Genomic DNA, 26,394 nt, shown 5'->3' on the forward strand with positions numbered 1-26,394 from the left:
GTAATATGGAAGAAGAAATCATCCAACCGATTGACCGTGAGCTCCTGAAGAGCGAGCTTACACCCGACAAACAACTGAGAATGACCAATAAGAGCCATAACGAGATTTACATCGTTACGGCTAATGATTCGCCTAATGTGCTGAAAGAGATTGGTCGACTTCGTGAAATCGCTTTCCGTGAGGCGGGAGGTGGAACGGGCAAATCTATGGATCTTGATGAGTTCGACTTTGGTGACAACTGTTACAAGCAGCTGATTGTCTGGAATCCTGAAGCCGATGAGATTATCGGCGGTTACCGTTATCTCCTGGGTAAGGACTGGCTGCTCGATGAGAAGGGACAGCCTAAGCTGGCAACCAGCCACATGTTCCATTTCTCCGACAAGTTCCTCAAGGAGTATATGCCTTATACCGTAGAGTTGGGCCGTTCCTTCGTTTCGCTCGAATATCAGAATGTGCGTACCAACACCAAGAGCATCTTTGCTCTCGACAATCTCTGGGATGGTTTGGGCGCTTTGACGGTTCTCTATCCGGAAGTAAAATATTTCTTCGGCAAGATGACGATGTATCCGTCTTACATCCGTCGTGGCCGCGACATGATTCTCTATTTTCTCAAGAAGCATTTTGATGACAAGGAGAACCTCGTAATCCCGATGAAACCGCTGAAATTGGATACTCCGGAGAGTGATTTGGCTGCTATCTTTACAGAAGATGACTTCAAGGCTGACTATCGCATCCTGAACCGTGAGGTTCGCAAGTTGGGTTATAATATCCCTCCTCTTGTTAATGCCTACATGAGTCTGAGTCCTACGATGAAGCTTTTCGGTACCGCCATCAACTATGGTTTTGGTGATGTAGAGGAGACTGGTATCCTCATTGCCATCGATGAGATTTTGGAAGAGAAGCGAGTTCGCCACATCAACAGTTTTATTAAGGAACATCCTGAGGCTCTGAAGATTACGAGCGGAGCCAATAAAGTAATTTATAAGGAAAAAAATATCTAACCTATACCGCAGAATCCCATGTTCTTATTGCTTATTGGCAATAGAAACATGGGATTTTTGTTTTCTGTAAAAACTGCTTGCCTCGGTTAAATAGTCTTAATGAATCTCGGAAAAGGCAGCGAAATTTTGGTTTTATGTGTCGAAAAGTGTATCTTTGCGCAGGTTTTATGTGTCAGAAAGTGTAATGATAGCATGGTTTCATGTGTCGAAAAGTGTATCGTTCTGGCATTTTTATGTGTCTAAAAGTGTAAAGATATGAAGAGAAAGGTATATGAACAGCTTCTGGAATGGAAAAGTCAGGAGCATCGCAAGCCTTCATGAAGGGCATAGACTATTCTTATTATTATGAGCAGGTGGATGAATAAGTGAGAAGAAAAAATCTGTTTTATCCATCACATCCATCACGTTTTCAGTTTCTTGAAGATTTAAATATCTGATAATAAGACTGTTATCTCTTTTGCTTAGCGTGATAGGTTGATAAAAAGTTTACAATATCCATCACGCTATCCCTCACGATTTGGGGTTATCTATCACGTTTTTCTGCTAATCATTATGCAGAAGTAACTGGATTTGTTTACGAGTAAACCAAAACTTCTTGCCGATGGGGCGGAAGCAGGATTGTGACGTATCAGTTCGTTTCACAGGATGAAACGAAGTGTTTCTCCGCTTGAAACGAACAGTTTCATGGTATGAAACAAAATATTTCATGCCATGAAACCGTAACCTTTCTCAGATGCCATCCATCGTAAGTGTTTCAACAAAAATATGCAGTATCTGATAGAGTGTAGTGAGAAAATCGTGATGGATAACCCCAAATCGTGAGGGATAGCGTGATGGATATTTCCGTTTTTGAAGTATCTATCACGCTATACAAGTGTCTGTATATCAATATATCAAGATGTGTAAGAGATGCAAATCGTGATGGATGATAGATAATTACATAAAATTTGTTCATATAAAGGCTGCATCGGGTTACAAATATGGCTGCGTCGGGTTACGAATATGGCTGCGTCGGGTTACGAATATGGCTGCATCGGGTTACGAATATGACTGCATCGGGTTACGAATATGACAGCGTAGGCTAACGGAGACGTATCTGTAAGCTTATCGAGACGTCTGCATTAGCTAACTGAGACGTCTGAACTCGCTGACTGAACTACTTGAGTTGCTTGACTGAACCACTTGAGTATTCTTCTTCATGTACTTGCGTGCAACCATAGAAACTTTTTCTGTAACTTTTGGTTCAAGTACGGGCTGAAGGTCCACAAGAGGGTGTGTGGAGCTTACTTGCGAAAGTTCAGTTAAACAGGATTAATCAAGATGGCATCTCGACGCTTCAGCCATTAAAACAACGAGGGCTGCAAACGGCATTGTTACCGTCTGCAGCCCTTACTTATGTTAGAATCAGAAGCGTATAATTACACTCCCTCACCTGGGTACTTCGGATCATTCGAGCCGAAGCCTGGCCCCCAACTATCCCATTCTTCTTGCGATATTCCACTTCCGGTACTTCCTCCACCGGTTTCTCCTCCACTTCCTGCCAGGATGCAAGGTGTATTCATTTCAAATACCTGAATTGCAGGTGATATATACTCTTTCTTTTTCATAATACCTTGTTGATTAATTATTTAACACTAAATTTCTTTCCATTCTTGATATAGATTCCCTTGCGAGGTGTTCCCATTACGCGCTGACCCTCTAAGGTATAGATGGCTAATGAACTAGTCTGTCTGCCATCTCCTAAGCTGATGATGCGGATACCAGTGGTAGAACTGTCATCAGGCAAACCGATGCTGAACAGCATGGTACGTGAAGAAGCCGACTGCGATGGCTGGACGTTCAGATATATGCGATAAGGAGACAAATCACCTGTGTGGATACCAAACTTACCATCTGCACGGAAACTGTAGCTTCCCTCTGCCATAGGAGTGGTAGTATAAACGCCACCTATTGAGGCATTTGTCAGTTCATGGCAGATAGTCATAAAACCACTCTTACCATCCCAGTCTCTCAGAGTCAGCGACTTGGCTGTTGGATTTGCAAAGAAGTTGGCGTTGTACTCTACATTCTGTGCCGTTGCAACCAATTTCTGAGCAGTGCCCTCTGCACCAAGCTTAACAATCATCGGTGTACCAGCCTTGATGACAGACTGCTCATCGAGCATAAGAACGAATTTCAATACACTTGCATCAGCTGTAGGCATGTGAATCATCATATTTCCTACAGGATAGCACTTCTCTGCACCAGCAACATCAGTAACATTGATGTCGAAAGGAAGGCAGAGTGTTACATAACCCGTCTGTCCCTCAGTAAGCTGACGGCTATACTGAAGGTTCTTCACCGTGAACTGAGCCTGGGTGTTGATGGCTGTAGAAGCATCGGTAAGGTTCAGTTCCTCGACATAGAACGTTCCGTCTTCTGCCTTTGTTGCCTTCAGCTTTCCATCTGCATCTGCTGCATACTTATGCTCAGGGCAGCTCTCGTTGCTGCAGCCCATGTGATAGATGTGCTTGTCGGCATCGAACTTAGGACTGGTTAAAGTGGCAGATGCTACGTGAACCAATTCAGTCTCAGAAGTACTGTTGCTATATGATGCAGCCGTTCCATCGCAGCAAGTGAACGATCCATGATATACAGTATTGCCCTCTTCAGCAACAAGCACAGGATAAGCATCTGTGCCGAGTTTCTGATACCAAACCAGTTCACCTTCTGATTTGCTTCCGTTGAGCAGGTAAGCCACCTCGCCGCTCTTCAGCTGCTCTGCGGTGAATGCCTTAATCTTTTCTGGATAGGTCAATGAGCCTTTTCCGATAGCCTTGACAGCATTACCTGTCTGCTCAATTTTATTGATGGTAAGCTTCGCGCTGCTGTTGTATGCCAAGATGCCAGAAGCGGTGCTGGAGGAATTGATTATGCGTCCAACAAGGAGACCGGCACGCTCTGTATCAGAAGTAGCAATAACATTACCAGTGCCAAGCACATTGTTCAGATTACATATAGAACCATCTCCTATCAGGTTTCCGACAATATCAGCTCCAGTTATATCGCCATAGTTGGCACAATTCTGAATGGTTCCTGAGCCAAAATCTCCAGCAATGCCGCCAACGCTGTTTCCCGTACCTGTTACGACACCATAATTGGCGCATGAAATGATGGATTTGCCGAATTCTCTATCGTCACCTACAATACCTCCTACAGAATTTGCACCATTCACCATTGCATGGTTTTCGCAGTTGCCGATGTCGCCACTTGACATTCCTGCTATTCCGCCAACGCCATTTTTTCCTTCTACCGAACAGTTAGCCAAGGTCTTGATATTTTCAATAATACAAAGCTCTCCGAATCCTGCCAAAATTCCAGTATAATGATCAACAGTACTCTTTACCTTCGCATTGTCGAAAGTGATGTTCTTGATGCTGCCCTTTTCTGCATAGCCGAAGAAACCGGCATCACCAGAGGTGGCGTTGATGTAGAGATTTCTGATGGTCTTCCCGTTGCCATCGAATGTACCTTGATACTTATTACCAGCGAAGTTGCCGATAGGAGTCCAGCTGAGCTCTGCTACCTGCTTTTCGGTATCAGCCTTATGGCATACAGTGCTCATATCAATTTCTTTCACATCACCGGCAATCTTTGCGCAGGCTTTCATGTTACCTTCATTCACGAAGTCACGGAACCACGCCAGATGCTCTGCCGTCTTCAGTTCAAATGGTTCCGCCTCAGTTCCTTTACCAGTCATGCCTGTTGGCAATTCACCTTCAAGACCATTCATTTTTACATTGAGCTTGACTTCGCCTTCGATGGCATTGCCATCTAATTTTCTTGCACCGATATAATAAGTGGTGCCTTTCGTTACAGTATAGGTGATTTTGAAGTCAGGCCAATTGCTAGAATCATCGTAAGTCAAGCGAGATGCAGCCGTAGGGCTCTCCCACAGGGTGCCACAGGTTTTATTGCCGTTGCTGTTTGCCGTCACCTCCAATCTGCCATCTTCTGGAGCTGTATATTTATAAAGGTTGTAACCGCTGATTTCATCCCTACTGCCATACGTTTTTTCGATTGTTATGAGATTGTTACCCAATGTCAAGGAAGGAATTTCTTTCTGACACATCGTACACTTGTCGTTCTCACCATATTTGTGTCCGGTAGCTGATACTACAAGATTGCTCACCTCTTGTGTCAACTGAGCATCCGAGAAAGATGCATGACAAAGATTACATTCCCAATATTCGATGTTGCCATCTGTGGTGCAGGTAGCAGCCACGGATTTGTGATGTATGGGACTATCGCCATGCTTAATCGTCATTGTGCCCTCTTGTGCAGGCTTGGTATTGGTAAATGCACTTACCTGCTCGCCTAAACAATTCATTGTCACATTACCATCCAAGTAAACCTCATCAGCAGAGCCAAGTAAAGGATAATCGTTTGTGTTCAGTTTTTGTCCCCATTTTGCATTTCCTGATACGTTTTTCTGAAGCTGATTGGCAACCAATCCACTCTTCAACTGTTCTGCGGAAAATGCCTTTATCTTTTCAGCAGGTGTCAATGAGCCTTGTCCGATAGCCTTGACAGCTTTACCTGTCTGCACAGTTCCATTGATGGTAAGCTTAGCACTGCTGTTGTATGCCAGGATGCCAGAAGCGGTGCTGGAGGAATTTTCTATGTTTCCAACAAGGAGACCGGCAGGATTTCTAGAAGTAGCAGTAACATTACCAGTGCCAAGCACATTGTTCAGATTGCATTCATCAGCACATCCTATCAAGTTTCCGACATAGAAAGTTCCCGTTATATCACCATAGTTGGCACAATTCTGAATGGTTCCTGAGTTAAAATATCCAGCAATACCGCCAACTTTGTCTCTCGTACCTGTTATGACACCATAATTGGCGCATGAAGTGATGGATTTGTCGGAAAACACATAGTTACCTACAATACCTCCTACAAAATTTGCACCATTCACCATTGCATGGTTTTCGCAGTTGCCGATGTCGCCATTTGCTCTTCCTGCTATTCCGCCAACGTAGTTTTTTCCTTCTACCGAACAGTTAGCCAAGATCTTGATATTTTCAATACAAGAGCCTGCAACTCCTACCAAAATTCCAGTACAATAATCATCAGCAGTAGTCTTTACCTTTGCATTGTCGAAAGTGATGTTCTTGATGCTGCCCTTTTCTGCATAGCCGAAGAAACCGGCTTCGCAGGGGATACCGATATACTCAGAGATGTCATTGATGTAGAGATTTCTGATGGTCTTCCCGTTGCCGTCAAATGTACCTTGGTACATATTTTCAATATTATCAGAGTTACCGATAGGAGTCCAACTGACTTCTTTAGTATACTTGGTGCCATCCTTCGCATGGCAGAACTCTGCCAAGTCAATATCTTTAGTCAGCGTGGCTGAAATAGTAGTATAACCACTATTCACCTGGTCGCGGAACCACGCCAGTTCGGCAGCTGTGGATATCTGATAGGGATTGTCTACTCCATTACCAATGGAAGGCCTGGAAGGCGTTTGCGCCCATGCCCCCCCCATAAGGCATGAGAATAGCCATCACGAGCAGCAGCATCGTGACGAGCCGATTCGATTTGTGTAATTGTTTCTTTTTCATACACGTTTTGTTGTTAAATGATTAATGTTAATATTTTGTCTTATATATCTGCTTGCCAGTTTATCGCAAAGACCAGGAGCTTTCCTCTATGATGGGATAGGCTTCGCTATCATGTCCATTGGATCATCAGAGCGAAGATCATTCCTGGAAACATAAGAGGCTTGTCTGTATGATGAACAGGTATGTCGGACAGCAAACCGGCATGGCTCCAATCTAGCAATCATGCTGCAAATATACAAAAAATAATTGAAATAAGGTGTCGCATTCCCATGCCTAGGTGTCGCATTCCTATCATTTAGGTGTCGCATTGGTGGGGGAATGCGACACCTGAAAGGGGCTATTCCCGATAAAAATGTCTCTTTCCTCTTGTATTTTTCAAAAATTAACAATTTCTGCTTTCAATCATCCAAAGCTGCATTTGTAGCCGGATAGTCACTCTTTTCCGTCTCTCAGAGCCTCCCGAAAGTCCATTTTGCGTAATGCCAACAATAAGAAAAAAGGGGCAGCATGTTCGTTATGCTGTCCCTAGATATAACCTTCGCAAAGCCTGTAATGAATCATTCTATCGCACCCTTTAGAAAGATATAATTGTAAAGATTATGTGTCTTTTTTGTGTTTTATACAATAGGCAGACTGATTCCGTTGATTTTCTGATAGATGTCGAGCGCATAGATGTCGGTCATGCCGCTGATATAATCAATTACCGCCATGATGCGCTCCTCCAGATTCTCGTTCTCTATATCGTACTGGCTGCTTACCCGGCGTAAGAGCTGCTTGGAGTAGAAACGCGATGGGTTTACGGCTGCTTCGACGAAAACCTCCATCAGAGTTGCCATGATTTTATAACCCGAAAGTTCTATGTCGAGTACCGGCTTGCTTTGGTAAATCTTAGAGTAGGAGATCTTCTCACATTCCTTGTATGCCTTTTTCTGGCGCTCTGAAATGTGGTCGATGAGACTGCCCTCGAAAGTTCCGGCAAGAATTTCCTCCTCGTGCGCCAGGAAGGCTGCCACACATTCGTTCTCCAGTTTGCCGATGACGCTGGCTCTCATGTAAACCACTTTCTCATTTTCGTCAGTCAGTTCTTCGTCGATGATGCGCTGGCGTATCTTCTGCTGGATATCTTCATCGAAGAAACTCAGCAGCAAGTGCTCCGTCTCGGCAAAGGAAAGAATCTTGAGCTTATGGGAGTCTTCGATGTCCATGATTTCGTAGCAGATGTCGTCGGCAGCTTCTACCATATATACAAGTGGATGGCGGGCGTATTTGAGAGGCTCACCCGGTGCAGATTTGCAAAAAATGCCCAATTCATCGGCAATTTTCCTATAAGATTCCGTTTCTGAAGCAAAGAAACCGAATTTGCCGTGGTTGCCGGCAAGACTGCTTGCAAACGGGTATTTCACGATGGAAGCAAGCATGGAATAGGTCATGACGAAACCACCCTGACGGCGCCCCTTGAACCGGTGGGTCAGGATTCTGAAGGCATTTGCGTTGCCTTCGAAATGCGTAATATCATCCCAAAACTCCGATGAAACCATTGATTTTATCTTCTGACCCGGTCCTTCGGAGAAGAAAGTCTGGATGGCTTTCTCGCCGGAATGACCGAAAGGCGGATTGCCCAAATCATGTGCCAGACAGGCTGCACTTACGATGGTACCTATCTCCTCGACGAGCGTATCCTTCAGTTCTGGCCGCTTCCGGATGACGTGTCGGGAAATGTCGTTACCTATCGACATGCCCACACTCGCCACCTCCAGACTGTGGGTGAGGCGGTTGTGAACGAAGATGCTGCCCGGCAATGGGAAAACCTGCGTCTTGTTCTGCAGGCGGCGGAATGCCGATGAAAAGATAAGACGGTCGTAATCGCGCTTGAATTCAGAGCGATCATCATGGCGCTCGGCATGCTTATGCTCCTGTCCGAAACGCTTGTTGGATATCAGTTGTTTCCATTCCATATTATTGTATTACTTGATTCTGTAGCGCAAAAATACACTAAAGTAAGCACAAATCAAAATAAAATATGATAAATTACATGTTTTTATCCTCAAAAATTCATTTATTCCATCAAAATTGCTTATTTTTGCAGATTATTAAACTCAGACACAGATAAAAAAGAAAAAGTCATGATAAAAGTACAGATTATCAACAAGGGGCATCAGCCTCTACCTGCGTTTGCCACACCTCAGAGTGCCGGCATGGATTTGCGTGCAAACATCGATGAGGCAATCGTGCTTCATCCTATGGAGCGACGACTGGTGCCAACCGGTCTTTATATGGCTTTGCCTGCAGGTTATGAAGCGCAGATCCGTCCTCGCAGCGGTCTGGCTTTGAAGCATGGCATTACCGTATTGAATACGCCGGGAACCATCGATGCCGATTATCGCGGCGAAATCATGGTTCTGCTCATCAATTTCTCTACAGAGGATTTCGTTATCAACGATGGCGAACGTATAGCCCAGATGGTGCTGGCTAAGCACGAACAATGCGATTTCATCGAGGTTAATGAGCTCGATGAAACCGAACGTGGAGCCGGCGGATACGGTCATACGGGTGTAAAATAACAGATTATTAAAGATTGAATAGAAAGGATTAGAATCGTGAAGATGAATCTTAGAAATATCAGTTGGGCAATGGGGCTGGTCTTGCTGGGTTCGGTAGCCATGCCGTCGCTTGCCCGTAAAAAGAAGGTGCAGCCGGTTCAGAAGCCGGCGGTTCAGGAGGATCATCTCTCTCCGAACGACCGCCAGCGCTACAACTATTTCTTCCTGGAGGGAGCGCGCCAGCAGGCTGCCGGCAATTATTCGGCAGCTTTCGACCTCTTTGAGCATGCCCGGAAGATTGACCCGAAGGCGGCTGAAACCTATTTCTATGAGTCGCTTTTCTATTCTCAGCTCAAGCAGGATTCCCTGGCACTTGCCTATATGCAGAAGGCAATAGAACTGAATCCGGAAAACCAGACCTATGCAGAGCAGTTGGGCAGATATTATATAGGTAGTCAGAAATACGATCTTGCCATCGATGCCTATGAGAATCTGTATGCCAAAAACCACGATAATACCGATGCCCTCCGCATCCTGGTTCAGCTTTATTCCCAGAATAAGGATTATAAATCAGTACTCAAAACCATTTCGCGTCTTGAAGTGGAAGAAGGTGAAAGCGAACAGTTTACCCTCTCTAAAATGAGAGTTTATGAACTGATGAACGACAAGAAGGCTGCCTATCAGGAACTGAAGTCGCTGGTAGACCAGCATCCGCTGGATATGCAGTACAAGACAATGCTGGGCAACTGGCTCGTACAGCACGACCGCCAGAAGGAAGCTTACAAGTGCTTTACCGATGTGTTGAAGGAAGAGCCTGACAATTCCTATGCCCAGATGTCTCTTTACGACTATTATAATGCCACCCGTCAGGAGCAGCTTGCCGGGCAGATGCTCGATAAGATATTGATGAGTCCGAAATCGGATCTGGAGACCAAGGTGATGATGTACCGCTCTTTCATTCAGAAGAACGAGAGCGAAGGGGGCGATTCTACCAAGGTGATTGCGCTGTTTGACAAGGCGCTCAACGTGGCTCATCCGTCAGCCGAAGTGGCAGAGATGAGAGCTGCTTATATGAGTTTGAAGAAGATGCCTGCCGACTCTGTTTGCCGTGCCTTCGAAAAGGTGCTTACCATAGCTCCGGATAACGTGAATGCCAGAATGCAACTCGTACAGATGCTCTGGAACGAGAAGAAATATGACCTGGTTTCCCTGCAATGTAAGGCGGCTCAGGAGTATAATCCCGAAGAAATGGTGTTCTATTACTTCGGTGGAATGGCGTATTATCAGAAAGATAAGGAAGACGAGGCGCTCCGTGAGTTCCGTCTCGGATTGGCGCAGGTGAATGCACAGTCGCCGGCTGACCTGGTTTCTGACCTCTATGCCGTAACCGGCGATATTCTTCATAAGAAAGGTGAAGAGCAGGAAGCCTTTGCGGCTTACGACTCCTGTCTGCAATGGAAAGATGACAACGTGATGGCGCTGAACAACTATGCCTACTATCTCAGCGAGAAGGGCGTTGACCTGCATAAGGCTGAGGCGATGAGCTACAAGACCATCAAGGCGGAGCCGAACAACGGTACTTATCTGGATACCTATGCCTGGATTCTCTTTATGGAAGAACGCTATGCTGATGCCAAGACCTATATAGACCAGGCACTCAAAAACCGCGATTCCACCGCAGATAACAGTACGGTTATTGAGCATGCCGGAGATATCTATTATATGAATGGTATGGCCGATGAATCCGTAGATTTCTGGAAAAAAGCCTATACCGGCGAGAACCAGACTGAGGTGCTGGCATGGAAGATTAAAAACAGACAATATATTACCGAAGAAGAACTGAAGAAGCGTAATGCGCCAAAGCAGAAACCTGCAGCTACGAAGAAGTCAGTTAGAAGAGGTAAGAACTGAACTTTCGCATGTGGTTCAAGTACGGGCTGAAGGCCCAAAAGCTCCAGAAGCAGCACGCCCTGAAAGGGCAGAAGCTCCTAGCCCAGGGCAGCGCCCTGGGTATAATAGCAATCAGCAAGGCGCCCTGTAAGGGCAAAAGCTTTGTATGTTGCCAGGTATTTGAAAGCTTTTGCCCTTACAGGGCGACAGGTTTGCGCCCATAAACACCCAGGGCGATGCCCTGGGCTAGGAGCTTCTGCCCTTTCAGGGCGTGTGGGGCTTACTTGCGAAACTTCAGTAAGAAGAAATAAACGGAAAGTAGAAAAATCAGGAAAGATGAAATATACAATGAAGAAGAATAAGATGATGCTGCTTGCCGCAGCCTGCAGCATCCTGCTCCTCGGTTCTTGCGGAACCAGCAAGAATGTACAGGGCTCTGGCTCCTCATCAGCCAGTCATCAGAAAGAGAATGCCACCAAGGGTTCTGGCTCCCGTCAGAGTGAGACGCTCAGGAAGTTGGCTTTCGTACAGAAGGTTTCAGACAATCAGGTGTATACCAGGAATATTGTAGGCAACATGTCGTTTACTCTCCAGGCTGGTGATAAGGACATTACTGTGCCGGGCAAACTGAGCATGCGCAAGGATGAAATCATCCGCATCCAGCTCTTTATTCCTATCTTGGGTACAGAGGTGGGCCGTCTGGAGTTTACTCCCGACCATGTACTTATCATCGACCGTCTGCACAAGGAATATATCAAGGCAGATTATACCCAGGTAGACTTCCTCAAGAAGCAGGGCATCTCCTTCTATTCTCTGCAGGCTCTCTTCTGGAACCAGCTGCTCCTGCCGGGCGAAAGGACTGTGAAGGAATCAGACCTGAAGAAGTTTGATGCCAGACTGGATGTGGCAGGAGATGCTGTGCCGGTTAGTTTCAGAAACGGCAATATGACCTATGCCTGGACAGCCAACCGCACTACCGGCCGTATCACAGCTGCAGATGTTGTCTATAAGAGTGCGCAGAACGGCACCTCCAATCTCCACGTCGACTACGGCAACTTCAAGAGTGTAGGCGTCAAGATGTTCCCTGCCTCCCTGAATCTGGCGATGACCACTACTGCTACCAGGAAAAAGCAGGAGGCTAAGATTAGTCTGGAATTGAATCAGGTGAAGACCGACAGCAAATGGAGTACTCAGACCGAGATTTCCAGCAAATACAAGCAGATTTCTCCAGCAGATGTGCTCAGCAAGATATTGAGTATGTAGATGCTCATCAAGAGTTTGAAATTATAGAACATGGGTTTTTAATATAAGAAATGAAGCGAATCTTATTATTCATCATGGCAATCACCTTCTCGCTCGCACCTTTTGCGCAGAAGCATTCTGCCCAGAAGAAGCCGGTGAGAAAGACTGCCGTAACTGCGAAAAAGAAGGCTGCTACTCCTGCCAGAAAGACGAACAGCAGAAGTCATGCGGCCAGAAAGACATACAAACCAGCTGCGCCAACCAGGGCAGAACGCAAGGCGGCAACCTATAGCAATGCCTCTATCCGAGGTTTGCAGGGACAGCGCGCTTCTATCCGGAAGAAGATCAGAGAGCAGGAGCAGGCTTTGCAGAGAAATAAGGCGGATGTGAAGAAACGTCTTGAAGACCTGATGGCGCTGAACGGAGAAATAGACCAGCGTCAGAAGAAGATTGACGGTATCCAGAAGGATATCCATCATATTGACGGCAATATCGGCATTCTGCAGGCACAGTTGAAAACGCTTCAGCAACAGTTGCAGGACCGCAAGAACAAGTATATCCGTTCCATGCGCTATATGAGCCGTCATCATACGGTTCAGGACAAGCTGATGTTCATCTTCAGTGCCAAGAATCTGACACAGATGTATCGCCGCCTTTCCTTCATCCGCCAGTATTCTTCCTATCAGAAGGTGCAGGGCGAGGCTGTAAAGGCTAAGCAGAAGCAGGTGAACGAGAAGCACCAGCAGTTGCAGCATGTTAAGGGACATAAGAACACCTTATTATATAAGGGTAAGCAGGAGAAAACGGTATTGGAAGGCAAGCAGACCCAGCAGCAGGAGATGGTGCAGGGACTGCAGAAACAGCAGAAGACCATTCAGGCTGTCATTGCCGACCAGCGTAAGAAAGATGCGGCAATCAACGCTCAGATTGACCGCTTGATTGCTCAGGAAGTAGCCAAGGCTCGTGCCCGTGCTGCTGCCGAGGCTAAGAAGAAGGCCGCTGCCGCTGCTGCCGCCAAGAAACGTGCCGAGGAACTGGCTCGCAAGAAAGCTGCTGCCGAGGCTGCTGCCAGGGAGAATGCCCGTCGTATAGCCGAAGCCAAGGCGCGTGAGGCTGCTGCCGAAGCTGCCCGCAGAAAGGCGGCTGAAGAAGCAAGACTGGCTGCCGAGGCTGCAAGAAAGGCTCAGGAGGAGGCTGCTGCCCAGGCTGAGGCTAAGGCGAAGGCAAAAGCGCAGGCTAGGGCGCGTGCTGCTGCCGAGGCTGCCAAGCGTGCCGCCGCAGAACAGGCTGCCCGTGAGGCTGCTGCCGAACAGGCTGCAAGAAAGGCGGAGGCTGAAAGACAGGCTGCCGAGTTGAAGGCGAAGATGGATGCGGAACGCAGTACCCGTGAGATTGCCGCTGCCAAGAAGGAGGCACAGGAGGCTTCTACCTTGAGTTCGGTAGACCGCATGCTGAGCGGTGGATTCGAGGCTAACCGTGGTAGATTGCCGATGCCTATCAGCGGCAGTTACCGTGTGGTGAGTCATTTCGGTCAGTATAATGTGGAAGGCTTGAAGGGCGTAACGCTCGACAATAAGGGTATCAATATCCAGGGCAAGCCGGGTTGTGTGGCTCGCAGCATCTACGATGGTGAGGTGAGTGCCGTCTTCGGTTATGGTGGCATGTGGAACGTGCTGGTCCGTCATGGTGCCTACATCTCTGTTTACTGTAATCTGAAATCGGTCAGCGTTCATAAGGGTCAGAAGGTACGTACCCGTCAGGCTTTGGGTAGTGTTGGCTCTGAAAACATCCTCCAGTTCCAGCTTCGCAAGGAGACTGCCAAGCTCAATCCGGAGGCTTGGCTGAGCAGATAATGTATGAATAGTTCCCCCACACGCCCTGAAAGGGCAGAAGCTCCTAGCCCTGGGAGGGCACTGAAAAAGTCCCTTCATGGGTTATGTTAGTTTAACATTCGATCTTTGAAATAGTGTACCCAAAAGTTGCATATGTGCAATATTTTTTGTATCTTTGTAGAAAAATACAAGGATTATGCTAGAGCAACAACAGACCATATCATTCAGTGATTATTCAAGTTTGTATGACTTGATTATCCCAAAAGACAACCTGCTCCGCCAGATTACTGACCTGGTGGACTTTCGTTTCGTATACCAGGAATTGCAGGACAAGTATTGTCATGACAATGGTCGTACAGCAGAGAGTCCTATCCGTATGTTTAAGTATCTTCTTTTAAAGGTAATCTATGACATATCGGATGTTGATGTTGTTGAACGTACTCGCTATGATATGTCGTTTAAGTACTTCTTGGGATTAACTCCTGAGGAGACTAATCTGATTAATCCTAGTTCCTTGACCAAATTCCGTCGACTTCGTCTGAAGGATATGGACCTGTTGGATCTTCTTATCAAGAAGACTGTTTCTATTGCTATAGAAGCAGGTGTCCTCAAGTCTAGAACCATCATTGTTGATGCAACCCATACGCATTCTCGTTCCAACCCTATCAGTGCAGCAAAGAGTTTGGAGTATTATTGCAAGGCCGTAATCAAGGTCGTTAATTCTGTGGATGACAGCATGGAATTGCCTGAGCTTCCAAAAGAAAAGAAGTATTCTTCTATCATGACTGCAGCCAAAACGATAGTTGCTACGGTGGAAGCTGATGCTGCAACTGCCAATATGCCTGCAGTCAAGGAGCGTCTCAATATGCTGAAAGAAACCATTTCAGACGCAGAGACCCGAGGCGTAATATCAAAAGATGCAGATGCCCGTACAGGACATAAAACAGCGCATTCTTCATTCTTTGGCTATAAGACGCATATAGCTATGAGCGATGAGAGAATTATCACCGCAGCTACCGTCACCTCCGGCGAGAAGGGTGATGGACAGCAATTGCCAGAATTGATAAAAAAGACAGAGGAAGCAGGAATGGAAGTTGATTCCATAGTAGCAGATAAGGCATATTCCAGCAAGGAGAATCTCAAAATGGCAAAGGAAAACAATATGCGCCTCTCTGCTCGTTTAAGCTCTGTAATTGACGGTAATCGAACAAACAAACTCCCTTTTGAATACAACAAGGATGCAGATCTGTACGTCTGCCCAGCAGGGCATCTGGCGAAATGGAAAGAGATGAATTATCGCAAAAATGACAAGCGTCACAGAAACTCCAGCATTACCTATTATTTTGATGTGGACAAATGCAAGGTCTGTCCATTACGTGAAGGTTGCTACAAGGAAGGAGCCAAGACAAAAACATATGCGGTTACCATCAAATCGGATGAACAGTTGGAGCAAATCGAATATCAAAAAACAGAAGAGTTTATAAATCTTCAGAGGAAACGATACAAGATAGAAGCCAAAAACTCCGAACTTAAGAATGTCTTAGGATATGACAGAGCCCTGTCATACGGTTTGTCGTGCATGGAAATGCAGGGAGCTTTGACTATTTTCGCTGCAAATGTGAAGAGAATCATCAAATTGATGCAAAATGCATAAGGGGGGAAGTAGATTTCTCTATATATTGCCGAATTAAACGCCAGAAACGCTATAGAAAGCTGTTTGAGACTATATTCCTGTCCAAAAAAGTATTTCACTTTTAAAAGATGAAATGCGTCTTGGACAAGAATTAAAGTTCAAAAACAAGCTATGCAACTTAAAATTGGGTACCTTTTTCAGTGCCCTCCCAGGGCATCGCCCTGGGTTATTACGGTCGCAAACCTGTCGCCCTGTAAGGGCAAAAGCTTTAAAATACCAGGCCATAAATAAAGCTTTTGCCCTTACAGGGCGCCTTGCTGATTGCTATTATACCCAGGGCGTTGCCCTGGGCTAGGAGCTTCTGCCCTTTCAGGGCGTGCTGCTTCTGGAGCTTCTGCCCTTTCAGGGCGTGCTGCTTCTGGAGCTTTTGGGCTTTCAGGGCGTGCTGCTTCTGGAGCTTCTGGGCTTTACCTTTGCTTTACCCTTCGGCCAGCGATTTTCAATTCCCTTCGGCCGGTGACCGTTGGTTCAGGGCGTATTGGGTAATTTCAACCATACAGGTCGAAAAGTTTTAGAAAAAGTTATCAGATAGTATTGGGATAGCAAAATCTTTACTTTTTTACCTTTTTACTTTTTTACCTTTAAAAATCCTAGAAAACTCTTGCGGGTTTGAAAATAAAGTCGTAACTTTGCGCTATAGAATTTTAAAACAGATGGTTATGAAGTACTTAGACCCTAAGGCAGACCTCACGTTCAAGAAGATATTCGGCAATCATCCTAAAAGACTGATTAGTCTTCTGAACGCCCTCCTGCCACTCAGCGAAGAAGAGCAGATACACGAGATAAAGTATCTGCCTACAGAACTTGTGCCTCAGCTCGAAGGAGGCAAGAACACCATAGTGGATGTACTCTGCACGGATGTCAGAGGCAGGAAGTTCTGCGTGGAAATGCAGATGGAATGGTCTGATGCATTCCAGCAGCGAGTACTGTTCAATGCATCCAAGCTCTATGTGAGTCAGGCAAAAAAGGGAGGAAAATACAGCGAACTTCAACCAGTGTATTCTCTCAACCTGATAAATGATATCTTTGCGCATGATACTCCGGATTTTATCCACAACTACCGCATCGTGCACGATAAGGACAGCAATAAGGTCATCGAGGGCTTGCATTTCACCTTCATTGAACTCCCTAAGTTCACTCCTCATTCCATTGCCGATAAGCGCATGATGGTCTTGTGGCTCCGTTTCCTCACGGAAATCAATTCCAATACGAAGGATATTCCTGCCGACCTGCTCAATGATCCGGAGATTGGAAAAGCCGTAGAAGATCTTGAAGTTTCCGGCTTTACAGATGCCGAACTCCGTGCCTATGATAAATTCTGGGATTCGGTAAGTGTTGAAAGAACCCTTCTGGATGACAGATACCAGAAAGGAATGGAAGAAGGTATGGAAAAAGGCAAGCATGAGGCCAACACAGAAACAGCACAACGTTTGCTGGCAATGGGACTTTCTGCCGAACAGGTTTCCAAAGCTACCCAGCTACCTTTGGAAATCATTAAGAATCTGAGCAATTCATAAAAAACTCAAGTTTCGCATGTAAGCTCCACACGCCCCAGGCATCAGAACACCATCATGTCCCCACACGCCCCAAGGCATCAGAAGGCCATCATGTCCCCACACGCCCTGAACCAACGGTCACCGGCCGAAGGGAAAGGTAAAGGGCAGAAGCTCCTAGCCCAGGGCAACGCCCTGGGTATTATGATATACAAACCAACGCCCTGTAAGGGCAAAAGCTTTAAAATTATGGCGCAATCCTTATCAAAGATTTACATCCATTTGATTTTCCACATCAAATCAACGAGCCCCCAAATCCGTGAAAATGATTTGGAACGACTCCATAGTTATATCGGCAAACTTGTAAAGGCAGCGGGATGTACCGAGATAAAGGCTGGTGGTATAGGCGATCATGTTCATGTATTGTTTATATTATCAAAAGATGTCACGATTTCCGAAATTGTTGAGGAAATCAAGCGAAACAGCAGTAGATGGATAAAGGACCTTGATCCGGGTTATTATCATTTTTTCGCATGGCAGGGTGGTTATGCCGCATATTCCATCAGTCAATCCGTTGTGGACAAAACATTGCAATATATTGATAATCAGAAAGAGCATCACACCAAGCATTCGTTTGCAGAGGAATATAGAGCATTCTTGGAATTATATAATGTGGAATATAATGAAAAATTCGTGTTCCGGGATTAAGGAAGATTGGTGTTGTAAGGGCAAAAGCTTTGTATATTGCCAGGTATTTGAAAGTTTTTGCCAGGTATTTGAAAGCTTTTGCCCTTACAGGGCGTCTTGCTGATTGTCATTATACCCAGGGCGCTGCCCTGGGCTAGGAGCTTCTGCCCTTTCAGGGCGTGCTGCTTCTGGAGCTTCTGGGCCTTCAGGGCGTGCTGCTTCTGGAGCTTTTGGGCCTTCAGCCCGTACTTAAGCCACATGCGAAAGTTCTGTTATTAAGTCAGAAAATAGAAGGCAATCGCTTGCAAATTGTGCAAACGATTGTCTTTTTTTTATGCTATTTATTTAACTTTTCTTCATCTGCTTTTTTCAAAAAGTATTCTTATTTTTGCCGACGAAATCTTATAATTCAAACTTAATACATTTTGTTTATGCAGAAATTTTATACGTTGATTTGTACACTGGTATTGCTGCTGAGCATGACCTTCATGGCTCCAGTTTCAGCACTTGCGGCAGACTATACACCAGTGGTAACGGAAAATGAAATCTCCGTGTTCTTGGAAACAAGTTATGACAATGCCAAGATTTGGGCATGGAATGACAAGGTTAAACAGTTTACTACTGCTGCTTGGCCTGGAGATGCCATGACCTTGATGGGAACTAAAGATGGCAAGAATGTCTTTAAATGGACATATACAGTTGGTACTGAAATTCCTACTGGTGTGATTTTTTCTCATGATGGTGGGCAGAAACTGAATGGCGGTGATCAGGAATTCAAGAATCATGGATATTATGTAGAAGGTAAATATACCAAGACCATTGAGACTGCTCCTGCAGGCAAGGTAAAGGTGTTCTTTGATAATACAATAGAGAACCTGAAGAATGTATATTGCTATATTTATAACGGAACTGAGGCTTCTGTAGAATGGCCTGGCGTGAAGATGCAGCTCGACGAAGAGACTGAGTATAACGGCAAGAAAGGCTATTATTCTTTGGAGGTTCCTGCTGCTTTCCTTACAGGTTGTTTCGTCATCAATAATGGCGAAGCAGGTTCAACTCTTCAGGGAGAAACGGTTTATGTAAATGGTAAGGTTGTTACAGCCATAGAGAATACTACCATCACAGCTGTGAAGAAGACAACCGATGATGCCTGGTATTCTATCACAGGTATCCGTATCAAGAAGCCTACTCAGGCTGGTCTCTATATTCACAATGGTAAGAAAGTAATCATCAGAAAATAATAACAGATTATGAAAAAGACAATCAATTATGGTCTTCTGATGTTGGTGATGCTGTTCACCATGGCATCCAACATCTTTGCAGACAACAAATATGGTCTTAAAGACAATATTCAGGATGGTGTCATCCTTCATTGCTTCGACTGGACGTTGGCAGATATCCAGGAAGAAATTCCTAATATCGCCAAGGCAGGCTTTACTGCCGTTCAGACTTCTCCTGTTCACGAAAGAGCAGGTAAAGGATCCGTCTGGTATGATGTTTATCGTCCATACGACTTTAAAATAGGTAATGGTCTTGGTACTGAAGCTGATCTGAAGGCTCTCTGTGCTAAGGCTCATGAGTATGGTGTCAAGGTGATTGTGGATGTTGTTGCCAACCATACCGACCATCCTAACGTGGCTGAACGCTTGAAGGACGTGAGTCTTTATCATGAACGATTTGGTGTGGGTAACTGGCACGACCGTCATCAGGTGACATTTGGCATGATTGGTATGTGGGACCTCGATACCAACAATCCTACTGTGCAAGCCATCATCAAACAATACATCCAGGATTTGAAGGCCTGTGGCGTGGATGGTATCCGTTGGGATGCTATCAAGCACATCGGTTTGCCTTCTGAGGGTGACTCTTTTATGCAGAACGTGGTAGACCAGGAGATGTACAACTATGGTGAGATCCTTGACAGTACTGGTGGTAATGATAATGTCCTTTTCCCAGAGTATCAAACCTACATGAGCATTACCGATAATGGTTATGGTAACGGCTTTGCCAATTCTTTTGCTGGTGGTTCTATCAACGAGTCTGTTGGCAATTTCAATCAGAGAAAAGCAAAGACAGAAAAGTTGGTTTATTGGGGTGAAAGCCATGATACTTATGCCAACGATGGTGGTGAGTCAAAGAATAAAAGCCAGAATGTTATCGACCGTGCTTATGCAGTTGTAGCTGGTAATAATGGTGCTACAGCTCTTTATTTCTCCCGTCCTGCTCAGAAGGCAAAGAATGATATCAAATTTGGTGATAAGGGAAGTGTTCACTTCAAAGATGCTGAAGTAGCTCAGGTAAACCACATGCACAACGTTTGTGCTGGCGAGCCAAACTATTATGTAAAAGGTAATGGCGTTTGTGCTCAGGTTCGTAAGAGTGGCGCTATTATCGTATTGGGAAGTGGTTCTGATCGTGACGTGACTGTAGCCAATGGTGCTGGCGACGGCAAGTGGCTCAAGTCTGGTACTTATAAGGATATGGTAGGCGGTGGTGCTTTCACCGTCAATGCTTCTACAATCTCTGGTCATGTTGGCGAGTCAGGTATTGCTGTCATCTATAATGCTGGTCCTATCGTGCTGACTCCTGAGGTTGTTTTCAATCCAGCTGATGGCACAGCCTTCTCTGATGAGTCTCTCACTGTGACTGCTACTCCTTTGAATGCTGTTTCTGCCTGGATTCAGGTGAATGATGGTGCTAAGCAGGATTTTACTGCTGCCAAGCAGTTTACTGTAGGTGCTGATGTTGCCTATGGTAAGAATGTCACTATCACTTGGGGTGCAACTGACAAGGAAGGCAAGACAGAAACAGGTTCGGTAACTTACAAGAAAGTGAAGGCTTACGTTCCAGCCTTGGGCAAGGCTGACGAAATCTCCTGTTTCTTGGAGACATCCAATACGGCAGCAGCCGTATATGTATGGAATAACAAGGTTAGTCCTGTAATTAAGTATGCTGGTGATTGGAATGATGCTATCAATAAAAAGTTGCCTCTTGTAGGTAAGAGTGTTTCTGGAAAGAATGTCTTCAAGTGGACTTATGATGGCACCGAGACAAGTGCTCCTACTCAAATCATTTTCTTGGATGGTAATGGAAATAAGATAACTGCTGACGTGGAGTTTGTCAACCACGGCTACTATGTTGACGGAGCATACAGCACTACTGTTACCAAGGTACATGAAGATGAGATCGTTGATCCGGAGTATGTTTACTTCGATAATGCTTCCAACTGGGAGAATGTTTATTGCTACTTCTATAATGGCACAACCTCTTCTGCTGCATGGCCAGGAGTCAAGATGACTTACGATGCATCTGCTTCTCATAATGGTAAGACTGGTTGGTATAAGGTTCAGATTCCTACGGCATATCTCAAGGCTAAGTTCTTTATCAACGATGGTACTGCCGGTACTCCTATTAATGGCGAGAATGCCTCTACTGAACAGGTAGTGAAGTAATTCTGCAGGTAAACATATATATAATTTAGATGAATTGAGCAGAGCTCTTAGATGGCAGCGCCATCTAAGAGTTCTTTGTATTTGGCGATAGCATCAGCTATTTCGCTTATTTTGATAAATTCATCGGCTGAATGGGAGCGGGAAGACTCTCCTGGTCCCAACTTGAAGGAAGGGAAGTGCATCAGAGCCTGGTCGCTGAGGGTAGGACTGCCGAATGGCTTCATGCCCATGGCTACACATTTCCTGATAAGAGGATGCGCCGGGTCGATGCGGGATGACTTCAGACGGAAACTGTGAGCCTTTACTTCGCTCTTCAGGTGCTGGCAGATAAACTTGTAAACCTCCTCGTTGTCGTAGAACTCGTTGGTGCGGATATCCACAAGCATCGTACACTTATCCGGAATCACATTGTGCTGGGTTCCGGCATTCACTACGGTAAGCGTCATCTTGGTAGGGCCCAGGAACTCGCTTACCTTCTCAAACTTATAGTTACGAATCCATCGCATATCATCCAATGCCTCGTAGATAGCGTTTACTCCCTCGTTGCGGGCTGCATGACCGCTCTTTCCGTGAGCAATCACATCCAGCACCATCAGTCCCTTTTCGGCAACAGCCGGGTTCATGCCGGTAGGTTCACCTACGATGGCAAGGTCGATATGCGGAAGCAAAGGCAGGGCACGGGTAATGCCATCCTTTCCCGACACCTCTTCTTCGGCGGATGCCAGATAGATAAGATTATACTGCTGAGGCTTTGCGGTCAGCATTCTGAATAGCTGGAGGAGCGAACAGAGTCCGCCGCCGCAATCGTTGCTGCCCAAACCGTAAAGTACACCCTCTTCAACATCCGGTGAAAACGGGTTGCGTGTCCATGAAGCCACAGGCTTCACGGTATCGATGTGAGCGTTGAGCAGCAGGGTAGGTCGGCTCTCATCGTAATGAGGGTCGATAATCCAGATGTTGTTCGCCTCACGATGAGGTTCGAAACCATATTTGCGGATGGTCTGCTCCATGATGTCGGCAGCCTCCTTCTCGTTTCTGCTTACAGATGGGGTGGAGATGAGCTTTTTCAGCAAATCCACGGCATCGCTTACATATTCTTCTTGTGTCATCATAATCTCTCTTTTTATTGTTTTGGGGGCAAAGATACGAAAAAAAGAGCAGATAAAGTGGAAAAAATATCTTTTTATTTTGTGTTCTTGACAAATTCTATTATCTTTGCATCAGAATATAAATATAAGCTTATGCAGATTAATAGTCATCTTTCGGTACTGGTACATGATCTCGCCAAGAAATGGGGAGAGAAAACTGCTTTAACTTTCAGAAAGTTTGGCAGCGACCAGTGGCAATCGGTTTCATTCAACCTCTTTTCCTTAAGAGTGAAACAAGTGAGCAATGCCCTCCTGAATCTTGGGGCTAAACCTCTTGACAAAATCGCTGTCTTCTCGCAGAACTGTGTGCATTATCTGTACACCGACTTCGGTGCGTACGGTATCAGAGTTACCTCTGTGCCTTTCTATGCCAACAGCAGCGAGCAGCAGATTCAATATATGATTAATGATGCGCAGATTCGCTTCCTCTTTGTTGGCGAACAGGAGCAGTATGACAAGGCTCACCGTATCTTTGCCCTCTGTCCATCTCTGGAACGTATCATCATCTTCGATTCCAGCGTGCGCATCAGTACACACGATCCTGCAGCCCTCTATTTCAAGGACTTCCTGAAGCTGGGTGAGAATCTTCCTCGTCAGACGGAGGTAGAGGAACTCTACAAGCAGGCAAGTATGGATGACTTGGTTAATATCCTCTATACCAGTGGAACAACTGGAGATAGCAAGGGCGTGATGTTGACCTATGGTCAGTATTATGCTGCTTTGAAGGCAAACGACGAGTGTGTGCCTGTTACAGACAAGGACCGCGTCATCGATTTCCTTCCATTCACCCATATCTTTGAACGTGCCTGGTCTTACCTCTGCTTGAGCGAAGGTGCCGAACTCATCATCAATACTTATCCTCATGAAATTCAGGAGAGTATGAGAGAGATGCATCCTACCTGTATGTGTAGTGTGCCACGTTTCTGGGAGAAGGTTTATATCGCCGTAAAGGCAAAGATGGATGATGCCGGTCCTATCCAGAAGAAACTCTTCTACCATGCCTTGGCAGTAGGAAAGAAGCGGAATATAGAATATCTGGCAAACTGCAAGCGCCCTCCTCTGACCTTGGAGTTGGAATATCAGATTATCAACAAGACCGTTTTGAGCATGGTTCGCAAGCAGTTGGGCTTGGAAAAACCGAATATCTTCCCTACAGCGGGTGCTTATGTAAGTCCGGAAGTAGAGGAGTTTGTACATGCCATCGGTATCAATATGGTGGTGGGTTACGGTCTGACCGAGAGTCTTGCCACCGTATCTTGCGATCATTCTGACAAGAAACGCAGTCTGGGTTCGGTGGGTCGCCCTATCTCCTGCATTCAGGTAAAGATAGGTGAGGATAATGAGGTGCTCCTCAAAGGTCCTACCATCACTCCGGGATATTATCATCGTGATACCACCAATGCGAAGGCATTCGACAAGGATGGATTCTTCCATACCGGTGATGCCGGCTATATGAAGGATGGCGAGCTTTATCTCACCGAGCGTATCAAGGACCTGTTCAAGACATCGAATGGTAAATATATCGCTCCGCAGCAGGTAGAATCGTTGCTCCTGGTAGATAAGTTTATCGATCAGGTGGCTGTGATTGCCGACCAGCGCAAGTTCGTATCAGCCCTCGTCGTTCCAGAGTTCCGTCTCGTGGAGGACTGGGCACGTGAGCATCATATCGCCTTCAACTGCCGTGAAGATTTGTGTGCTAACGAGAAGGTGCAGAAGATGCTGATGGACCGTATCCAGATTCTCCAGCAGCATCTGGCTTATTATGAGCAGATTAAGCGCATTACCCTCCTGGCTCACCACTTCTCTATGGAGTCGGGTGAGTTGACCAATACCTTGAAGATTCGCCGCCCTATCATCAACAAGAACTACAAGGCGGAGATTGACAAGATGTATGAGGAGTAATCTAAAGTTTAAAGTTAAAAGTTTATAGTTAAGAGTTAATGATTACAGCTGACCAATTGAAGGATGTGATGGACAGAGCTGACGCTCTGCATCGCTATCTCAATATAGACCAGAAGAAAGTAGAATTCGAAGAGGAGCAGCTCCGCACTCAGGCTCCTGACTTCTGGGAAGACCCGAAGTATGCACAGGAGCAGATGAAGAAGGTGAAGGGCATCCAGAAATGGCTCGACGGTTATAAGACCGTACGTCTTTATGCCGATGAACTGCAGCTTGCCTTCGATTTCTATAAAGATGAAATGGTGACCGAGGAAGAGGTGGATGCCGATTATGCCAAGGCCATCAAAGCCATCGAAGACCTGGAGTTGAAGAACATGCTTCGCCAGAAGGAAGACCCGATGGACTGCGTGCTCAAGATTAATTCCGGTGCCGGTGGTACGGAAAGCCAGGACTGGGCACAGATGCTGATGCGTATGTATATGCGCTGGGCTGAGGCGCATGGCTACAAGGTAACCATCACCGATATGCAGGAAGGTGATGAGGCTGGTATCAAGAGCGTCACCATGACCATTGAGGGCGGTGAGTACGCTTATGGCTATCTGAAGAGCGAGAATGGTGTGCACCGACTGGTGCGTGTTTCTCCTTTCAATGCCCAGGGCAAGCGAATGACCAGTTTCGCCAGTGTCTTCGTAACTCCGCTGGTAGATGATACCATCGAGGTATATGTTGACCCAGCCAAGCTCTCCTGGGATACCTTCCGTTCGAGTGGTGCCGGTGGTCAGAATGTGAATAAGGTGGAGTCGGGTGTCCGTCTGCGTTATTGGTATACCGACCCTGATACCGGTGAGGAAGAAGAAATCCTCATCGAGAACACCGAGACCCGTGACCAGCCAAAGAACCGTGCCAAGGCATTGTTGCTCTTGAAGAGCCAACTCTACGACCGCGCCATGAAGAAGCGTCTGGAGGCTAAGGCTAAGATAGAGGCAGGTAAGAAGAAGATAGAGTGGGGAAGCCAGATTAGAAGTTATGTCTTCGACGACCGTCGTGTGAAAGACCACCGTACCAACTATCAGACATCGGATGTAGATGGCGTGATGGACGGCAAGATAGATGATTTCATCAAGGCATACCTGATGGAGTTCCCTACGAATGATGACGAACAACAATAATAATCTAAAAAATATACGACTATGAGTGGAAATAAAGACTTAAGAAGAGCCAAACATGAGGCTTATCAGAAGAAACAGGCTGCAAAAGGCGAGAAAGTAATCAAGTGGATATTTATAGGATTGATTGTCCTTGGTATTCTTTTTGCCATCTATGCAGCATCATTAGCATAAGACTATGAGTGGATTAGAGATAGAAAGAAAATTCCTCGTTAAGAAGGGCGACGCTTATAAAAGCGCCGCCTTTTCTTCTAGTCATATCCAGCAGGGATATATTCCTGCCGAGGGGGCTACGGTGCGGGTTCGCACACGGGATGAGAAGGCTTACCTTACCATTAAGGGCAAGTCGGTAAATGGCGGCATGACCCGCTATGAGTTTGAAAAGGAGATAACGATGGACGAGGCGCAGCATCTTCTGCAATTTTGTCAGGGTGGCGTCATCGATAAGCGTCGCTATCTGGTGAAAAGTGGCAGTCATACCTTCGAGGTAGATGAGTTCTATGGCGATAATGAAGGTCTGGTTATGGCAGAGGTGGAGTTGGCTAGCGAGACCGAAGCCTATGAGAAACCTGATTTCATCGGCATGGAGGTAACAGGCGACAAGAGATTCTACAATTCGCATCTCTTGGGCAATCCTTTCTCGAAGTGGCGTGATACCTTGCCGGCTGAATATCGCTAGAAAATGTATAGAAAAGGTCATTTCTGCGTTCTAAAACGGACGAAATAGCATAAATATTACTAA

The 26,394-nt window shown here is 45.9% G+C and carries 18 protein-coding genes; 14 read left to right on the plus strand and 4 right to left on the minus strand.

Annotated elements, in window-relative coordinates; all coding sequences use genetic code 11:
* The first annotated feature begins 5 nt into the window (after positions 1 to 5).
* Positions 6 to 1,001: a GNAT family N-acetyltransferase gene (locus ONT19_RS13155; protein WP_118063419.1), complete on the plus strand. Its 996-nt coding sequence runs from the start codon at positions 6 to 8 to the stop codon at positions 999 to 1,001.
* A 1,418-nt stretch (positions 1,002 to 2,419) separates the two neighbouring features.
* Here the strand turns inward: ONT19_RS13155 and ONT19_RS13160 are convergent.
* The 3 genes from ONT19_RS13160 to ONT19_RS13170 form a co-directional block, all read right to left on the minus strand.
* Positions 2,420 to 2,608 carry a hypothetical protein gene (locus ONT19_RS13160; protein WP_119228237.1) on the minus strand — a complete coding sequence of 63 codons (189 nt, stop codon included), beginning with the start codon at positions 2,606 to 2,608 and terminating at the stop codon, positions 2,420 to 2,422.
* A 17-nt stretch (positions 2,609 to 2,625) separates the two neighbouring features.
* The gene (locus tag ONT19_RS13165; RefSeq protein WP_264952151.1) at positions 2,626 to 6,534 is read right to left on the minus strand and encodes a hypothetical protein; all 3,909 of its coding nucleotides are present in this window, start codon (positions 6,532 to 6,534) and stop codon (positions 2,626 to 2,628) included.
* 693 nt (positions 6,535 to 7,227) lie between these two features.
* A complete protein-coding gene (locus tag ONT19_RS13170; protein ID WP_264952152.1) occupies positions 7,228 to 8,565 on the minus strand; it encodes a deoxyguanosinetriphosphate triphosphohydrolase in 1,338 nt (445 codons plus the stop codon).
* 168 nt (positions 8,566 to 8,733) lie between these two features.
* Here ONT19_RS13170 and dut point away from each other — a divergent pair, with 168 nt between their 5' ends.
* From dut to ONT19_RS13215, 9 genes are all read left to right on the plus strand, one after another.
* Entirely contained in the window at positions 8,734 to 9,171 is a 438-nt protein-coding gene (gene dut, locus ONT19_RS13175) for a dUTP diphosphatase (RefSeq protein WP_117692971.1), read from the plus strand.
* A 42-nt stretch (positions 9,172 to 9,213) separates the two neighbouring features.
* The gene (locus tag ONT19_RS13180; RefSeq protein ID WP_264952153.1) at positions 9,214 to 11,061 is read left to right on the plus strand and encodes a tetratricopeptide repeat protein; all 1,848 of its coding nucleotides are present in this window, start codon (positions 9,214 to 9,216) and stop codon (positions 11,059 to 11,061) included.
* Between the two features lie 327 nt (positions 11,062 to 11,388).
* A complete protein-coding gene (locus ONT19_RS13185) occupies positions 11,389 to 12,303 on the plus strand; it encodes a DUF4292 domain-containing protein (RefSeq protein WP_264952154.1) in 915 nt (304 codons plus the stop codon).
* Positions 12,304 to 12,353: 50 nt separating this feature from the next.
* On the plus strand, positions 12,354 to 14,135 hold the full coding sequence (locus ONT19_RS13190) for a murein hydrolase activator EnvC family protein (protein ID WP_264952155.1): 1,782 nt from the start codon (positions 12,354 to 12,356) through the stop codon (positions 14,133 to 14,135).
* A 175-nt stretch (positions 14,136 to 14,310) separates the two neighbouring features.
* Positions 14,311 to 15,768, plus strand: a complete 1,458-nt coding sequence (locus ONT19_RS13195; protein ID WP_264952067.1) for an IS1182 family transposase — start codon at positions 14,311 to 14,313, stop codon at positions 15,766 to 15,768.
* 692 nt (positions 15,769 to 16,460) lie between these two features.
* On the plus strand, positions 16,461 to 17,324 hold the full coding sequence (locus ONT19_RS13200; RefSeq protein ID WP_234564779.1) for an Rpn family recombination-promoting nuclease/putative transposase: 864 nt from the start codon (positions 16,461 to 16,463) through the stop codon (positions 17,322 to 17,324).
* Positions 17,325 to 17,414: 90 nt separating this feature from the next.
* Positions 17,415 to 18,008, plus strand: a complete 594-nt coding sequence (locus ONT19_RS13205) for a transposase (RefSeq protein WP_234564780.1) — start codon at positions 17,415 to 17,417, stop codon at positions 18,006 to 18,008.
* Between the two features lie 410 nt (positions 18,009 to 18,418).
* Positions 18,419 to 19,228, plus strand: a complete 810-nt coding sequence (locus tag ONT19_RS13210) for a starch-binding protein (RefSeq protein WP_264952156.1) — start codon at positions 18,419 to 18,421, stop codon at positions 19,226 to 19,228.
* Positions 19,229 to 19,237: 9 nt separating this feature from the next.
* Positions 19,238 to 21,439 carry an alpha-amylase family glycosyl hydrolase gene (locus ONT19_RS13215; protein WP_264952157.1) on the plus strand — a complete coding sequence of 734 codons (2,202 nt, stop codon included), beginning with the start codon at positions 19,238 to 19,240 and terminating at the stop codon, positions 21,437 to 21,439.
* Between the two features lie 47 nt (positions 21,440 to 21,486).
* Here ONT19_RS13215 and ONT19_RS13220 read toward each other — a convergent pair whose 3' ends face one another.
* On the minus strand, positions 21,487 to 22,551 hold the full coding sequence (locus ONT19_RS13220) for a M20 family metallo-hydrolase (RefSeq protein WP_264952158.1): 1,065 nt from the start codon (positions 22,549 to 22,551) through the stop codon (positions 21,487 to 21,489).
* A gap of 129 nt (positions 22,552 to 22,680) precedes the next feature.
* Between ONT19_RS13220 and ONT19_RS13225 the strand changes: the two genes are divergently transcribed.
* The 4 genes from ONT19_RS13225 to ONT19_RS13240 are packed head-to-tail and all read left to right on the plus strand — an operon-like array spanning position 22,681 to position 26,331.
* Entirely contained in the window at positions 22,681 to 24,489 is a 1,809-nt protein-coding gene (locus ONT19_RS13225) for an AMP-dependent synthetase/ligase (RefSeq protein ID WP_264952159.1), read from the plus strand.
* 38 nt (positions 24,490 to 24,527) lie between these two features.
* Positions 24,528 to 25,655 (plus strand): peptide chain release factor 2, encoded by a 1,128-nt coding sequence (gene prfB, locus ONT19_RS13230; RefSeq protein ID WP_117586931.1) that lies wholly within the window; start codon positions 24,528 to 24,530, stop codon positions 25,653 to 25,655.
* A 21-nt stretch (positions 25,656 to 25,676) separates the two neighbouring features.
* Complete coding sequence (locus ONT19_RS13235; protein ID WP_264952160.1) at positions 25,677 to 25,826, plus strand: hypothetical protein; 150 nt, start codon at positions 25,677 to 25,679, stop codon at positions 25,824 to 25,826.
* Between the two features lie 4 nt (positions 25,827 to 25,830).
* Complete coding sequence (locus tag ONT19_RS13240; protein ID WP_264952161.1) at positions 25,831 to 26,331, plus strand: CYTH domain-containing protein; 501 nt, start codon at positions 25,831 to 25,833, stop codon at positions 26,329 to 26,331.
* Positions 26,332 to 26,394: the final 63 nt, after the last annotated feature.

The organism is Segatella copri, assembly GCF_026015625.1.
GTDB lineage: Bacteria > Bacteroidota > Bacteroidia > Bacteroidales > Bacteroidaceae > Prevotella > Prevotella copri_H.